The following is a 15,163-nucleotide window of genomic DNA, read 5'->3' as shown; positions in this document are numbered from 1 at the left end:
GAGTGTCCACCGTCGTCATCAAGCGCCCACCACGCCGACCAGCGCCGGAGATTCCCGCCGGTGAGGTGTCGGTGGAGGCGCCGCCGGAGATCCCCGTGGTGACCGGTGGACGGTGGCAGCAGATGCTCATGCTGCTGCCCATGCTCGGCGGCACGGTGGCGATGGCGATGATGTTCGGCCGCGGTGGCGGCGCCTACTCGTACGTGGTGGGCGGGATGTTCGGGCTCTCCTCGTTGGCGATGCTGGTGACGTCCTGGGGCAGCGCCTCCGGCACCCCGAAGAAGTCCGAGATGATGGCCGCCCGCAGGGAGTACCTGCGCCACCTGGCCACGCTGCGGCGGCGGGTCCGGCGGACCGCCGGCCAACAACGGGCCGGGCTCTACTACCGGCACCCGGATCCGGGTCGACTCTGGTCGACGGTGGACAGCCACCGGGTCTGGGAGCGGCGTCCCGCCGACCGGGATTTCGCCGTGGTACGCGTCGCCGTCGGGCCGCAGACCCTCGCCACGCCACTCGTCCCACCGGTCACCCGACCGTTGGAGGAGCTTGAGCCGATGACCGCCGGCGCGCTGCGCCGCTTCCTGGACGCGTACTCAGTGGTGCCGGACCTGCCGGTGGCGCTGTCGCTGCGCAGCTTCGCCCGGGTGCACGTGCGACCCGCCGGCCGCACCCCGGCGACCACCCCGACCACCGGCGCGCCCCCCAGCGCGGACCCGGCGGCGCAGGCGCTGGTCCGGGCCGTACTGACCCAACTGGCGGTCTTCCACGCCCCCGACGAGCTGCTCGTCGCGGTCTGCGCCGGGCCGGAACGCCGGGCCTGCTGGGAGTGGGTGAAGTGGCTCCCGCACGCCCACCACCCCACCCGCACCGACGCGCTCGGCCCGGTACGGCTGGTCACCAGCTCCGCCGCCGAACTGGAGTCGCTGCTGGCCGACGTGCTGGCCACCCGGTCCCGGTTCAGTCCGGCCGGCCCGGCCACCGACGGCCCGCACGTGGTGGTGGTCCTCGACGGCGGCGACCTGACCGGGGCCAGTGAGCTGACCGGCGACGGCGGCATCGACGCGGTCACCGTGCTGGACCTGGACACTCCGCCGCCCCGACTGCTGGACCGGTACGCGCTGCTGTTGGAGTTGCACGGCCGACGGCTGCACTCGTGGTCGTCCGACGGGCACGCCGAGGTGGGCACCGCCGACCAGTTGGACCTGGCCGACGCCGAGGCGGTGGCCCGACGGTTGGCGCCGCTGCGCCTCGCCGGCACGGCCCGTGGGCCGGACGCCCCGTTCCAGGCCGACCTGGGTCTGCCCGAGCTGCTCGGTCTCGGCGACCCGGAGAGCTTCACAGCGGAACAGGGCTGGTTGCCGCGTTCGGCACGAGACCGGTTGCGGGTGCCGATCGGGGTGGGCGCCGACGGCGGCGCCATCGAGCTGGACCTCAAGGAGTCCGCCCAGGACGGCATGGGCCCGCACGGCCTGCTCATCGGGGCGACCGGGTCCGGCAAGTCCGAGCTGCTCCGCACGCTGGTGCTGGGGCTTGCCGCCACGCACAGCTCCGAGCAGCTCAACTTCGTGCTGGTCGACTTCAAGGGTGGGGCCACCTTCGCCTCGTTCGACCGGCTGCCGCACACCGCGGCCGTGATCACCAACCTGGCCGACGCGTTGCCACTCGTCGACCGCATGGTGGACGCGATCAACGGGGAGCTGGTCCGCCGTCAGGAGTTGCTGCGACGCGCCGGCAACTTCGCCAGCGTGCGCGACTACGAGCGGGCCCGGGCGGCCGGCAGCCCGCTCGCACCGCTGCCGTCACTGCTGCTGATCTGCGACGAGTTCTCCGAACTGCTCTCCGCCAAGCCCGACTTCATCGACCTGTTCGTGCAGATCGGCCGACTGGGCCGGTCGCTCGGCGTGCACCTGCTGCTCGCCAGCCAACGGTTGGAGGAAGGCCGGCTCCGTGGGTTGGACACCCACCTGTCGTACCGGATCGGGTTGCGCACCTTCTCGGCGCTGGAGTCCCGCACGGTGCTCGGCGTCGCGGACGCCCACGAGCTGCCCCGCTCGCCGGGCCACGGCTACCTGCGCGCCGGCACCGACCCGCTGGCCCGCTTCAAGGCCGCGTACGTCTCCGGTGCCGTCCGCCGACGGACCGCACCGGGCGTCGCCGCCGCCGAGGGGGGCGCCCGGCTGCTCACCTTCACCACCCACGTCGTACCGGTGGCCGAGCCGGCGTCCCCGGTCGTACCGGTCGTGGCAGAGGAGGAGGGGGGCAGCACGCTGCTCGACCTGCTGGTGGACCGGCTCGTCGGGCAGGGCCCCCCGGCGCACCAGGTGTGGCTCGCACCGCTCGGTCAGCCGCCGGCCCTGGACGAGGTGCTCGGCCCGGTCGAGGTGCACCCGAAGCGCGGGCTCACCGTCGGCAACCCGGAGCTGCACGGCGCACTCGGCGTGCCGATGGCGATCGTGGACAAACCCTTGGAACAGCGCCGGGACCTGCTCTGGCTGGCACTGGACGGCGCCGCCGGGCACGTCGCGGTGGTCGGTGCGCCGCAGAGCGGCAAGTCCACCGCCCTGCGCACGCTGATCTGCGCGTTGGCGCTCACCCACACGCCGGCCGAGGTGCAGGTTTACTGCCTCGACTTCGGTGGCGGCGGGCTGGCCGCACTGCGCGACCTCCCGCACGTGGGCGGTGTGACCGGCCGCGCCGACCCGACCGCGGTACGACGCACCGTCGGCGAGATGACCACCCTGCTGGTCGATCGGGAACGCCGCTTCGCGGAGTTGAGCGTGGAGTCGATGGCCGCGTACCGGCAGCGGCGAGCGGCGGCGGGGACGGCCGGTCAGCCGGGCGTCGACCCGTACGGTGACGTGTTCCTGGTGATCGACGGGTGGAGCACCATCCGCGGCGAGTACGACGACCTGGAGCCACTCGTCACCGACCTGGCCACCCGGGGCCTGTCGTACGGGCTGCACGTGGTCGCCACCGCGCTGCGCTGGCTGGACTTCCGCCCGGCGATCCGGGACCTGTTCGGCTCCCGACTGGAGCTGCGCCTGGGCGACCCGGCCGACTCGCTGGTGGCCCGGCGTGCCGCCGCGAACGTGCCGGAGCGCCCCGGCCGAGGGGTGACCGCGGAGGGCCTGCACTTCCTCACCGCACTGCCTCAGCTCGGTACCGCCGGTGGCGACACCGCCGATCTGGTCAAGCGGGCCGCCGAGGGGTGGGCGGGTCCCGTGGCGCCCCGGGTGCGGCTTCTCCCGCCGGCGCTGCCGTACGCCGATCTGGACCTCACCTCGACGGCCGGGCTGCGGCTGCCGATCGGGATCGCGGAGGCGGACCTGCGCCCGGTGCTGCTCGACTTCGCCGCCGAGCCGCACTTCGTGGTCTTCGGGGACTCGGAGTGCGGCAAGTCGTCGTTCCTGCGCGCGCTGGCCACGTCGATCATCACCCGGTTCACTCCCGAGCAGGCCCGGGTGATCCTCGTCGACTATCGGCGCAGCCTGCTCGGCGCGATCGAGACACCACATCTGATCGGGTACGGCACCGCCGCCGCGCACACCGCCGACCTGATCGAGTCGGCCGCCGGTTACCTGGAGCGGCGGGCACCGGGGCCGGAGGTCACCCCGCAGCAGCTGCGGGACCGGTCCTGGTGGTCCGGGCCGGAGCTGTTCGTGCTGGTGGACGACTACGACCTGGTGGCGGCGGGGCCGGCGAACCCGTTGCGGGCGCTGGAGGAGCACCTGCCGCACGCCCGGGATATCGGACTGCACCTGGTGCTGGTCCGCCGTTCCGGTGGGGCGGGCCGCGCCCAGTACGAGCCGATCGTGCAGCGTCTGCGGGAGCTGTCCACCGCCGGCCTGGTGATGGCGGGCAGCCCCGAGGAGGGCGCGCTCGTCGGGCCGGTCCGGCCCGGACCACTGCCGCCGGGGCGTGGCCGACTGGTCACCCGACGGGAGGGCGTACGCCTCGTTCAGCTGGCGCATCTGCCGCCGCAATGAGCTGACTCGCCGGTTCTTCCCGTGACGGGTGGGGAAACCGGTAATCTCCGATCGTCATGGTTCCGTCGGGATGAATGGCTGGGGATGTGACTGGGGTGCGGCACAGCGGTCCGTCAGCGGCCCGACGAACGACCGGCCGAGTGCTGCTCGGCGTCGCCGCGGCGCTCGCCGTCGTGGCACCCACCGCGGCGGCCGTGCCGGTCGCCGCGCCCACGAACGGTGGACAGCTCGCCGGCGCGCCGATGGCGTTCGCCCCCGGTGACGCCGTCGCCCGCACCGACCAGGTCCGCGATGAGCAGTGGCAGCTCGACGAGTTGCAGGCCGAAACGGCGTGGCGCAGCTCGACCGGGCGGGGCGTGACCGTGGCGGTGGTCGACTCCGGAGTGGACGGCACGCATCCCGACCTGGTCGGTCAGGTGCTTCCCGGCAAGGACCTGGTCGGCGCCGGCGGCGCTCCGGGCCCGGACCCGGTGGGCCACGGCACCACTGTCGCCGGCCTGATCGCCGGGCGCAGTGACGACAAGCGGGGCGTGGTCGGCCTGGCACCGGACGCCCGGATCCTGCCGGTCCGGGTGCTGGACGAGGAGAACCGTTACGACGACGCGCTGATCGTCGCCCAGGGCGTGCGCTGGGCGGTCGACAACGGCGCCCGCGTGATCAACTTGTCGCTGGGTGGCAGCGGCGACAGCCCGGCCCTGGCCGCCGCCCTGGACTACGCGTTCGTCCGGGACGTGGTCGTGGTTGCCTGCACCGGCAACCTGGCCACCTCCACCAGCACCAAGGTCTGGTATCCGGCCCGGGAGCCGGGTGTGATCGCGGTGGCCGGTCTCGAACGCAGCAGCGACAACCTGTGGTCCGGGTCGATCACCGGCCGGGCGACGGTGCTCACCGCCCCCGCCAGCGGGCTGGTCGGCGCCAAGCCGCCCAGCGGGTACTGGCGGGTGCAGGGCACCAGCTTCGCCGCGCCGCTGGTGGCCGCGACCGCCGCGCTGGTCCGGTCCCGTTATCCGCAGATGCCGGCGGGTGAGGTGGTCAACCGGTTGTTGGCCACCGCCCGGGACCTCGGCCCGACCGGGCGGGACGACCGCTTCGGGTACGGGGTGGTCGACCCGGTGGCCGCGTTGACCGCCCAGGTGCCGCCGGTGACCGTCAACCCGCTCGACGATCAGACGTCGCCGGGCGTGACCGGCTTCGGTCCGGCGCCCGGCTCGGTCGACGACGGTCCGGTGTCCGGTGCCGGTAGCGATCCCCTGGGTCTCGCCGCGTCCGGTCAGCAGAGCCGGTGGACGGCTCGGGCGGCGGGCGGTGCGGACACCCCCGCGCCGGAGCAACTGGCGACCACCGTCGTGCTCCTGGTCGCGCTGGTCGCCGGGGCGGCGCTGGTGGTTCGCCGGCTCCGCCAGCGGACCCGTTGATCGCAGCCAACCGGTAGGCCTGACCGGCCGTCTGGTCGGGTAGAACAAGGTCATGAGGACGCACCGGCCGCCCACGCTCGCCCCCACCGGCCGGCCGTCGTGGCGGCACCGCCGATTCGACCCGGACCACGCGCTGGGGCTACGGCTCACGCTCGCCGCGACGGCGGCGTTTCTGGTGCTGGTGCCGTTCGCGCTGCTCACACTGCTGGTGCTCGACGCCTGGGCACCGCTGCACCGGTTGGACACGACGGTCACCGACGCGCTGCACGGCTACGCCCAGGATCATCCCGCGTGGGTGGTGCTGATGCGGGTCTGGACCGAGGTGTTCGCCCCGATGCCGCTGCGCGCCGTCGTCCTGCTCCTGGTGGTCTGGTTGCTGCGCCGGGGCGCCCGCCGCCTGGCCCTCTGGGCGGCCACCACCATGGTCGTCGGCGGGTTGCTCGGTCCGCTGCTCAAGCTGCTGGTCGGCCGGGACCGACCGGAGCTGCTGGACCCGGTGGCCCGGGCCGCCGGTTACTCGTTCCCCTCCGGGCACGCCCTGAACGCCACCCTGGCCGCCGGGGTGCTGCTGCTGGTGCTCCTTCCGTACGCCCGGCGGTGGCCGGCGCGGGTGGCGCTCTGGGTCGCGGCGGTGCTGCTCACCGTGGTGACCGGCCTGAGCAGGGTGGCGCTCGGCGTGCACTTCACCAGCGACGTGGTGGGTGGATGGCTGCTCGGGGTGGCGGTGGTCGCGGCCACCACCGCCGCGTTCACCAGTTGGCGGGCACACACCGGGCTGCGGCCGGTCCGACCGATTCGCGACGGCGTCGCTCCCGAGGTCGAGCGGCACCCCGGGGCTGCCTGAGGACTGACGACGGGGCCGGCCGGGTACTGGCGCACCCATGTCCGACCTCGTGCTCCAGATCGTTCGGCGGGTGCTGCTGCCGGTGTCCCTCCTGCTCGGACTCATGGTGCTGCTCGGGGTGCTGGTCACCCGGGTGTTCGCCCGCACCTGGCCGTTCACCGCAGAGGACACGGTGAACCGGGAACTGGCCGCCGACCGCACCGGTGACTGGAACAACGTCTCGCTGGTGTTCAGCACGCTGGCCAGCACCCAGATGATCGTCGTGGTGACCGTGCTGGTGGCGTTGGCGCTGCGGCTCTGGCTGAAGCGTTGGCGCGAGCCGCTGTTCCTGTGCGCGGCGGTGACCGCCCAGGCGCTGGTGTTCCTGCTGACCACTCTCGCGATCGACCGGCGGCGGCCGGCGGTGGAACACATGGACGTGTCGCCACCGACGTCGAGCTTTCCGTCCGGGCACACCTCGGCGGCGGTGGCGCTCTACGTCGGCATCGCCGTGCTGATGGCGCTGCGCGCCCGGAGCACCGGGGCGAAGGTCGTCTGGTGGACGCTGCTGCTGATGGTGCCGCTGGGCGTGGCGCTGACCCGGATGTACCGGGGGATGCACCATCCGAGCGACGTGGTGGCGTCCTTCGTCAACGGCGGCACCTGCGTCGCGATCATGGCTCGTGCGGTGCTGGACCGGGGGCTGCGATGGGGTCGGGCGAAGTTGCCGACGGCCGGGAGTCGCGCTCTGCCCGCTCAGACCTGAGCTGACCCGCGGCGACTCAGGTGCACTCGCCGGTGCCGACCTGCCGGTTGCGTTCGGCTCCCGCCAACGCCACCGGACGGGCCTCGGCCGCCGTCACCGCGAAACCGGTGTTCGGGTCGTCCGACGCCGCCGCGAAGATCACGCCGAGCACCAGGCCGTTGGCGGAGAGCAGCGGACCGCCCGAGTTGCCGCTGCGGACCAGCGCCCGGATCGTGTAGATCTCCCGGGTCACCTCGTTGGCGGAGTAGATGTCCGGGCCCTTGATCCGGTCGACGTCCCGGACCCGCGCCGACTGCGCGTTGTACGGGCCGTCGAGCGGGAAGCCGAGCACGATGGCGTCGGCGCCGCTGCCCGCGTTGCCGGCGGCGAACCGTAGGGACGGTCCGGGCAGTCCGGGTACCAGCAGCACCGCCAGGTCACGGTTCGGGTCGTAGACGACCACCTTGCCGTCGTACCGCTCGCCGCCCAGCTCCACGGCGACCGAGCGGGTGCCGGCCACGACGTGCGCGTTGGTCATCACCCGGTCGTCCGCGTAGACGAACCCGGAACCCTCGATCCGGCGCGAACAACTGGGCGCCGAGCCGAGCACCTTGACGACCGACTGCTGACCGCTGACCACCACCTGCGAGCCGGCCAGTGCCGGGTCCGGCGGGTCGACCTGCCGGGCCCGGGTAGGCGCCAGGTCGCCGAAGACGTCCGGGAAGCCGTCGGTGTCGACGGTGTCCTCCAACGCCGTGGACAACCGGTGGGCCTGCTCCGGTAGGACCTGGTTGACCACCGTGATCAACGCGCTGTTGCGGACCGAGGCGGCGAGCCAGGGCACCGAGGACGAGCCGAGCGGCACGGCCACCAGCCAGGCCAGCAGGAGCACCGCGAACAGCGAGACCAACGCCCCTCCGACGTCGTCGGCCCGTTTGCCCACGTCGCTGGTGATCGTCTTGCGCAGGTGCGAGCCGAGCCAACCGGCGAGCGCCTGCCCGACCACCGCCAGCCCGAAGATGGCCACGAGCGAGATCAGCACGCGGGTGCCGGCGTCCACGAACTGTCTGGCGAACAGCGGCCCGAGCTGGAGACCCAGCAGGAGACCCAGGAAGAAGCCGGACAACGACGTGACGCCGATGACGAAACCCTGGCGGTATCCGCTGATCGCGAACACGAGCATGAGCAGCAGCAGGACGAGATCCACGACGGACACGGGTCAAGCGTACGGGCAGTGTGCCCGGCGGATGACCATCGCTTGCGGAAGGTGACCGTGCGGTCAGCGCAAGGCGTTCTCGTCGGCCTCTTCGGTGCCGGCGGACGGGGCCGGTGTCGCCCCGCTCGGCGGAAGTTCCAGCACCCGGCCCGGCGACCACGGACGCGCCCAGCCGCCCATCTCGAGCAGGGTGGCGAGCACCCCCGCGGTGAAGCCCCAGACGAGCATCCCACGCGCCGAGAACGCCGGCCCGATCCAGCCGCTCGGGTGGCGGACCCGCAGTCGGTTGGCCGGATCGACCAGCTCGCTCACCGGCAGCCGGGCGACGTGTGCCACCTCGGCCGGCTCCCGTGGGTGTACCGGGTGCGGGTCGTGCCACCAGGCCAGCACCGGCGTGACCACGAAGTCGCTGACCGGGATCCACAGTTTCGGCAGCTCGGCCAGCACCGTCACGCTGGCCGGGTCGAGGCCCACCTCCTCGTTCGCCTCACGCAGGGCGGTGGCACGGACGTCGGCGTCCTCCGGGTCGGCCGCACCGCCGGGGAAGGCCGGCTGACCGGCGTGGTTGCGCAGGTTGGCGGCGCGTTGCAGGACCAGCACGTCGGGGCCCACGCCGGGCTGCTCGCCGAGCAGCACCAGCACAGCGCTCTCCCGACCGCCCTCGGCCGGGGTGGTGAGCCGGGTGAAGTCCTCGGCGCGGGCGGTGCCCAGCCGGGTCAGCAACGGTTCGATCCACTCGGGTGGCCGACGGGTCACGCCGGCACCGCCAGGTTGAGGTGCTGGCGGACCAGCGTGGCGAGCGTGGCGTCGTCGAGAGCGCCGGTGGCGTCGATGTGCCGGATCTGACCGTCGGCGGCGACGAAGAGGGTCAGCGGAATGGCATTGCGCCTCAACTCCCGCTGCAACGCCTCCCCCTGGTCCACCAGCATCGGGAACCGGACGCCGAAGTCCTCGCCGATGGACTGCGCGCCGCTGCGGCTGTCCCGGCTGTTGACCCCGACCACCTGGAGCTGACCGGCGGCCCGCTCGCTGAGGCGTTGGAACGCGGGCAACTCCTTGCGGCACGGCGGGCACCACGACGCCCACACGTTGATCACCGCCGGTCCGGCCACCGCCCCCAGCGCGACGGGGGCACCGCCGGTGAAGCAGGAGAGCGTCAGCGCCGGCAGTGCCTGCCCACCGGCGGCGGGCGCTGACGTGCCGGAGCCGGGGGTCGCGGAGGTCGACGCGCCGGAGCCAGGGGTCGCGGCCGTGGGCGCGGTGCTCAGCGTGGCGCAGTCCCGGAACGGCGATGGCCGCTCGGCGGCGGCCGGACGGGGGGCCGGCTCGTCGTCGGCAGTGCCGCTGGTGCAGGCGGTGACGGCCAGCAGCAGTGGCAGGACGGCGAGGGCGAGGCGGCGGTTCACGGCACCTCCGCCGTGACCGCCTGCGCGGGCACCAACTCCGGGTCGACCCCGGCGGCCACCGCGAGGTCGCGTGCCCGAGGGCCCTTGAGCAGCTTGGCGGCGGCTGCCGGCTCGGTCGGGCCGGTGCCGTACGAGGGGCAGAGCCTGGCGAGCGTGCACGCCCCGCAGGCCGGTTTGCGGGCGTGGCAGACCCGTCGCCCGTGGAAGATGATCCGGTGCGAGAGCATGGTCCAGTCGCGCTTGTCGTACAGCGCGCCGATCGCGTGCTCGATCTTGACCGGGTCGGTCTCGGTGGTCAGCCCCCACCGGTGGACCAGCCGTTGGAAGTGCGTGTCGACGGTGATGCCCGGGACGTCGAAGGCGTTGCCGAGGATCACGTTGGCGGTCTTGCGGCCGATGCCGGGGAGCGTCACCAGGTCGACGAGCCGGCCGGGGACCTTGCCGTCGTACCGGTCGAGGAGGGCCTGACCGAGCTTGAGCAGCGAGTCGGTCTTGTTGCGGTAGAAGCCGGTGGGCCGGATCAGCTCCTCCATCTCGCCCCGGTCGGCGCCGGCGTACGCGGCGGCGTCGGGATAGCGGGCGAAGAGCTTCGGGGTGACCTCGTTGACTTTCTTGTCCGTGCACTGCGCGGACAGGATCGTGGCGACGGCCAACTCCAGAGCGTTGGAGTGGTCCAGCTCGCAATGCGCGTCGGGGTGCGTCTCGGCCAGCACCCGGCCGATCTTGCGGGCACGGCGTTTGCGCCCGAGGTCGGTCTCGCTGGCACCGGGAGGGCTACTGGTCACGACGGTCAGCCTACGTCGCACCCCGGACGTCCTCCTCGGGTCAGCCGGCGGTTGGCGGCGAGATCTTCCCCTGCCCGTCGAACCGGGCGCCGGCCTTCGGGAAGTCGGCGCGGCTCAACTCGGTGACCAGACCCAGGCCCCGGTCGTCCGGGTCCATCGTCGGCTTGCCGGCGGAGTTCATGTACGTGGAGGTGAACGAACCACCCGCCCAGCTACCGTCCGGCTTGAGCGACACCTTCAGCACCCCGCCCCAGCCGAGGCGACCGGCGTTGCTCAGCGAGTTGCCGCCGCCGGCGAAGTTGCCCAGGCTGTACGCGATCAGCCGGCCCTGGTAGAACTCCATCCCGCGCAGCACGTGCGGGCCGTGCCCGACGATCAGGTCAGCGCCGGCGTCGATCATCGCGTGTGAGAACTTCACCGGGTCGCCCCGGTTCTCGCCCAGGAACATCTCGGTGCCCGGCTTCACCCGGGTCTTGTCGGCGCCCTCGCCGCCCATGTGCACCTGCACCACGACCAGGTCGGCCATGGTGGCGGCCTTGGCAACGACTGTCTTCGCCTTGGCGATGTCGACGAGACTGTTGGACCAGACGTACGACGAGAAGCCGGCGACAGCGACCTTGACGCCCTTGACGTCGACCACGGTGATCTCGTTCGGCGCGCCGGTGTGCTCCAGCTCGTACTTCTGCAGCGCCTTCTGGGTGTTCTCGTAGCCCTTCGGGCCGTAGTCGTAGCCGTGGTTGTTGGCCTGGTTGAGCACGTCGAAGCCGGCGTCGCGCAGGTGCCCGGCGTACTCCGGCGGGGCGCGGAACTGGAAGCAGCGGGTGGAGTTCGCCCCGCACTTGCCGGTGCCGGTGTCGACGGTCAGCGGCTCCTCCAGGTTGCCCATCACCAGGTCGGCCTTGAGCGCCTCGGTGACCGAGTTGAAGAAGCCCTTACCGCCGGCGGCGGGCAGCCGACTGGGCGCGTTGCCCATGATGATGTCGCCGGTGGCGGAGAGCGAGATCGCGCCACCCGTACCGGAGGAGGCGGGCCCGGTGGCCTTCGGGCCGGCGGTGGAGACCGGTGCGCCGGTGCCACCACCTCCCGCGCCGGGCTGCCAGACGGGTGCCTCACCACCGGGGTCGGCACAGCCGGCCACGAGGAGGGCGGCCAGCAGCGCGGCGAGGCCGAGGGCGACGCGGCGACGCGGGCGGGACGCGAGGGGGGCGGGAGCGTACATCGCCCGCGACCCTACCGGTCGTTAAACCCGCCGACGATGGCCGATCGGTTGGACTTTGCACCCGTGAGCTGCTCAGACCACGGCACGACCGGCCGGGCGCCGCCGGCCAGGACTGCCGCGTGCACCGCTCGGGCGAGCGCGGCGCCCCAGGTGGAGCGTGGCCCGCCGTACGCGGCCTCCGGCCCGTCCACCGGGCAGAGCACGGTGACCGCGTCGGTGGGCGTGCCGGTCCCGGGCACCCCCAGCTCGGTGATCGCCTGGGTCTTCGCCTCGGTCGCGGTGGCCACCGCGTTGACGAGTGCCGAGTCGGCGAGCCGGGCCGGCACGTACACCACGATGTTGACTGTGCCGACGCGTTCGGCGAGCGCGGCCGGCGTCGGCGCGGCCGCGGGCACCGGCGTGCCGAGCCCGACCGTCGCCCAGGCCCGCACCCCGGTGTCGGTCCGCGCCACCACCTCGGCCACATCGACGCCGGTCAGCAGACCGACCCCGGCGCCGTCGAGGGCCAGCTCAGCGGCGAGCGAGGCCAGGTGCGCCGCGGGGTCCTCCCGGTCGTACGACATCGGTACCGTCGCGTTCAGCACCCACCGCCGGACCCCGATGCCACCGCCCAGCGGGCCACTGCTCACCGCCCGCAGCGGGACGTCCGCGCGCCAGACGAGCAGCGGGACGTGCCGCCCGTCCTCGGCGCGGCTGGTCAGAATCGGCTCGCTTAGCACGTCGGGCAGGTTACGCCCAACGATCAAGATTCCAGGGGCGACCTCTGATTCATGCTCACGTGCGCCTAGACTTGGCGGCGCGCGAGGGGATCAGCGGACGGCGGCCCCGGCCGACGGACGGCACGCGCAACCGGAGGTGCGCAATGGACGAGGTACTGGCCCGCAGCGGGATCTTCCAGGGTGTTGACCCGGAAGCTGCCGAGGCGCTTGCCAAGGAGATGGAGACGATCGAGGTCCGCAAGGGCGAGATCGTCTTCAATGAGGGCGAGCCCGGTGACAGCCTCTACATCCTGCTGTCCGGGAAGATCAAGGTTGGTCGCCGCGCGGCGGACGGCCGGCAGAACCTGATCGCGGTGATGGGGCCGTCGGACATGGTCGGTGAGCTGTCGCTCTTCGACCCGGGTCCGCGTACGGCGACCGCTACCGCGGTGACCGACACCCGGCTGGTGCGGCTGCGTAAGCAGGCGCTGCGGCCGTGGCTCAACAACCGCCCGGAGATCGCCGAGCAGTTGCTCCGGGTGTTGGCCCGTCGACTGCGCCGGACCAACGACTCGCTCGCCGACCTGATCTTCACGGACGTGCCGGGCCGGGTCGCCAAGAACCTGCTGCAGATGGCGGGTCGCTTCGGCACCCGCGACGGTGGCGTTCTGCGGGTGACCCACGACCTCACCCAGGAGGAGATCGCCCAACTCGTCGGCGCCTCCCGGGAGACCGTCAACAAGGCGCTGGCCGACTTCGCCTCGCGCGGTTGGCTGCGCCTGGACGGCAAGAGCATCATCATTCTGGACCCGGAGCGCCTGGCCCGTCGCGCCCGCGTCTGAGTGGCACAGCACGTCCCCGCCTGCGGCCGGTGCCGGCCGCAGGCGGGGACGTTTGCCATCTGCCTGGCGCAGAATCGCTGGCCCCGGGGCGGTACCAGCGGTGAGGGTGGGGCCATGGTGAACCGTGTTGCGGTGCTCTCCGACATCCATGGTGTTCTGCCGGCGCTGGAGGCCGTACTGGCTGAGCCGGACGTCGCCACCGCCGATCTGATCGTGCTCACCGGTGACATCGCCGCGGGTCCGCAACCGGTCGAGGTGCTGGACGTGCTCGCCGACCTTGGCGACCGGGTGTGCTGGGTCGGTGGCAACGCCGATCGCGAGCTGGTCGAGGCCCGGGCCGGGCATCCCGCGTCGATCGAGGTGTCGAACTGGGCCGCCGGGCAACTGCGTGACGACCAGGTGGCCCGGCTGGGCGCGCTGCCGGCGACGGTGACGTTGGAGGTCGACGGCCTCGGGCCGACGCTGTTCTGCCACGCGACGCCCCGCGACGACGAGGAGGTGGTGCTCGTCGACTCCCGGTTGGCCCGCTGGGCGGAGGTGTTCGACGGTCTTCCCGCCGAGGTTTCCACGGTGGTCTGCGGCCACACGCACATGCCCTTCACCCGGCTGGTCGACCGGCGGCTGGTGGTGAACCCGGGCAGCATCGGCATGCCGTACGGGGGCGCCGGAGCGTGGTGGGCGCTGCTCGGGCCGGGCGTCCAACTGCGCCGCACCGCCTTCGACGTGGACGCCGCCTGCGCGCGGGTGGCAGCGGAGTCGACCTTCCCCGATGCCGCCGCCTGGGCCGACGAGTACCTGCGCTCCCGACACAGCGACGCCGACGCGCTGACCGTCTTCGGCCCCCGCGACGGCCGCTGACCCGGCAGCCTGACGACGCAACGGCGGCGCAACAGCGGCGGGCCGAGGCATGGAGCCGACGGTCCGAGACGGCGCACAGCCGACGGCCCGTCGCTGGGAAGACCGCCCGACAGCCGCTGACACGGCGTCCGGCGGTCGCCGAGCAGGCACCCGACGGCCACGCCGGCAGCACTCCGATTACGGGTCAGGGGCCCTTTGGAGCTGAATCGTTTGCGGCATCAGCGGTCGGTGATCGGCAGGCCGATCCAAGGCAAGGCCAGTGGGCAACGGGCAGTGGGCATCAGGCATCAGCAACGGGCAAGGAGCAAGGAGCAAGGGGCAAGGGGCAGCAGGCAGCGGGCAGCGGGGCCGACGGGTGATTCGTTTGTGACATCAGCTCCAAAGCGAGGCCACTGCCCCCATGCCGTCTCCTGGGCGGCGCCACCATGGCCCACCCGAAGTCCCGTCACCCGTCCACTGCGCCTTCGCGGGGCCCGAGCCCGCCCGGCTCGCGCCCGAGCGACACGGGCCTAGAAAAAGTCAGTCTTGACTGTTTGTTTTGTAGGCCCCAGGCTGTTCGCGTGCCCCCCGCATCGACGCGTGTCCCCCAGCAGGAACGCAGCCGCGCCACCCAGGCCCGGCTGCTGGAGGCGACCGTCGACTGCCTGATCGAGCACGGTTGGTCCGGCACCACGACCACCGTCGTCGCGGCGCGGGCCGGTGTTTCCCGTGGGGCTCAGCTGCACCACTACCCGACGAAGGCGGCGCTGGTCACGGCCGCCGTGGCTCACCTGGCCGAGCGTCGGGCCGACGAGTTGCGCACCGAGGCCGAAGCGTTGCCTGCTGGCCCACAACGGTTGGACCGGGTCGTCGACCTGCTCGCCGTGGCGTTCACCGGTCCGCTTTTCGTGGCCGCGCTTGAGCTCTGGGTCGCCGCCCGCACCGACCGGGAACTCCGCGACGCCCTGGTGCCGCTGGAGGCGACGGTCGGGCGGGAGATGCACCGGCTCACCGTCGCCCTGCTCGGTGTCGACGAGCGTCGACCCGGCGTCCGCGAAGCGGTGCAGGCCACCCTCGACCTGCTCCGCGGGCTCGGGGTGGCCAATCTGCTCAGCGACGACTCGGCCCGCCGGGCCGCCCTGCTGACCACCTGGAAGCGCCAGCTCGCCACTCTGCTCACCCCCTGACCGC

At 72.8% G+C, this 15,163-nt stretch carries 13 protein-coding genes; 7 read left to right on the top strand and 6 right to left on the bottom strand.

Going from position 1 to position 15,163, the window contains the following annotated elements; genetic code table 11:
- The first annotated feature begins 2 nt into the window (after positions 1 to 2).
- The 4 genes from eccCa (at position 3) to ACX27O_RS22510 (ending at position 6,990) form a co-directional block, all read left to right on the top strand.
- Positions 3 to 3,986: a type VII secretion protein EccCa gene (gene eccCa, locus ACX27O_RS22525; RefSeq protein WP_458940041.1), complete on the top strand. Its 3,984-nt coding sequence runs from the start codon at positions 3 to 5 to the stop codon at positions 3,984 to 3,986.
- Positions 3,987 to 4,060: 74 nt separating this feature from the next.
- On the top strand, positions 4,061 to 5,401 hold the full coding sequence (gene mycP, locus ACX27O_RS22520) for a type VII secretion-associated serine protease mycosin (RefSeq protein WP_030328020.1): 1,341 nt from the start codon (positions 4,061 to 4,063) through the stop codon (positions 5,399 to 5,401).
- Between the two features lie 52 nt (positions 5,402 to 5,453).
- Positions 5,454 to 6,245 (top strand): phosphatase PAP2 family protein, encoded by a 792-nt coding sequence (locus ACX27O_RS22515; RefSeq protein ID WP_358127934.1) that lies wholly within the window; start codon positions 5,454 to 5,456, stop codon positions 6,243 to 6,245.
- A 37-nt stretch (positions 6,246 to 6,282) separates the two neighbouring features.
- Positions 6,283 to 6,990 carry a phosphatase PAP2 family protein gene (locus tag ACX27O_RS22510; protein ID WP_458940040.1) on the top strand — a complete coding sequence of 236 codons (708 nt, stop codon included), beginning with the start codon at positions 6,283 to 6,285 and terminating at the stop codon, positions 6,988 to 6,990.
- Positions 6,991 to 7,006: 16 nt separating this feature from the next.
- Here ACX27O_RS22510 and ACX27O_RS22505 read toward each other — a convergent pair whose 3' ends face one another.
- The 6 genes from ACX27O_RS22505 to ACX27O_RS22480 all read right to left on the bottom strand — a co-directional run bounded on the left by ACX27O_RS22505 (position 7,007) and on the right by ACX27O_RS22480 (position 12,314).
- A complete protein-coding gene (locus ACX27O_RS22505) occupies positions 7,007 to 8,185 on the bottom strand; it encodes a MarP family serine protease (protein ID WP_030328027.1) in 1,179 nt (392 codons plus the stop codon).
- Positions 8,186 to 8,248: 63 nt separating this feature from the next.
- Positions 8,249 to 8,941: an NUDIX hydrolase gene (locus ACX27O_RS22500; RefSeq protein WP_030328028.1), complete on the bottom strand. Its 693-nt coding sequence runs from the start codon at positions 8,939 to 8,941 to the stop codon at positions 8,249 to 8,251.
- Positions 8,938 to 9,591 carry a TlpA family protein disulfide reductase gene (locus ACX27O_RS22495; RefSeq protein WP_210859676.1) on the bottom strand — a complete coding sequence of 218 codons (654 nt, stop codon included), beginning with the start codon at positions 9,589 to 9,591 and terminating at the stop codon, positions 8,938 to 8,940. The genes ACX27O_RS22500 and ACX27O_RS22495 overlap by 4 nt, the downstream gene beginning before the upstream one ends.
- Entirely contained in the window at positions 9,588 to 10,376 is a 789-nt protein-coding gene (nth, locus tag ACX27O_RS22490; protein ID WP_357636082.1) for an endonuclease III, read from the bottom strand. The genes ACX27O_RS22495 and nth overlap by 4 nt, the downstream gene beginning before the upstream one ends.
- Before the next feature lie 40 nt (positions 10,377 to 10,416).
- Complete coding sequence (locus ACX27O_RS22485) at positions 10,417 to 11,595, bottom strand: CapA family protein (protein ID WP_279515380.1); 1,179 nt, start codon at positions 11,593 to 11,595, stop codon at positions 10,417 to 10,419.
- 11 nt (positions 11,596 to 11,606) lie between these two features.
- Positions 11,607 to 12,314, bottom strand: coding sequence for an adenosylcobinamide amidohydrolase (locus ACX27O_RS22480; RefSeq protein WP_358127940.1), 708 nt, complete (start codon positions 12,312 to 12,314; stop codon positions 11,607 to 11,609).
- A gap of 143 nt (positions 12,315 to 12,457) precedes the next feature.
- Between ACX27O_RS22480 and ACX27O_RS22475 the strand changes: the two genes are divergently transcribed.
- From ACX27O_RS22475 to ACX27O_RS22465, 3 genes are all read left to right on the top strand, one after another.
- Positions 12,458 to 13,135, top strand: coding sequence for a Crp/Fnr family transcriptional regulator (locus ACX27O_RS22475; RefSeq protein ID WP_007466162.1), 678 nt, complete (start codon positions 12,458 to 12,460; stop codon positions 13,133 to 13,135).
- A gap of 114 nt (positions 13,136 to 13,249) precedes the next feature.
- Positions 13,250 to 13,993, top strand: coding sequence for a metallophosphoesterase family protein (locus ACX27O_RS22470; protein WP_210859678.1), 744 nt, complete (start codon positions 13,250 to 13,252; stop codon positions 13,991 to 13,993).
- Between the two features lie 560 nt (positions 13,994 to 14,553).
- Positions 14,554 to 15,159 (top strand): TetR/AcrR family transcriptional regulator, encoded by a 606-nt coding sequence (locus ACX27O_RS22465; RefSeq protein WP_458940039.1) that lies wholly within the window; start codon positions 14,554 to 14,556, stop codon positions 15,157 to 15,159.
- The last annotated feature ends 4 nt before the right edge of the window (positions 15,160 to 15,163 follow it).

The organism is Micromonospora sp. SD19, assembly GCF_054462275.1.
Note: the sequence above shows the minus strand (reverse complement) of the source record. Positions and strands in the feature narration are given on the sequence as shown.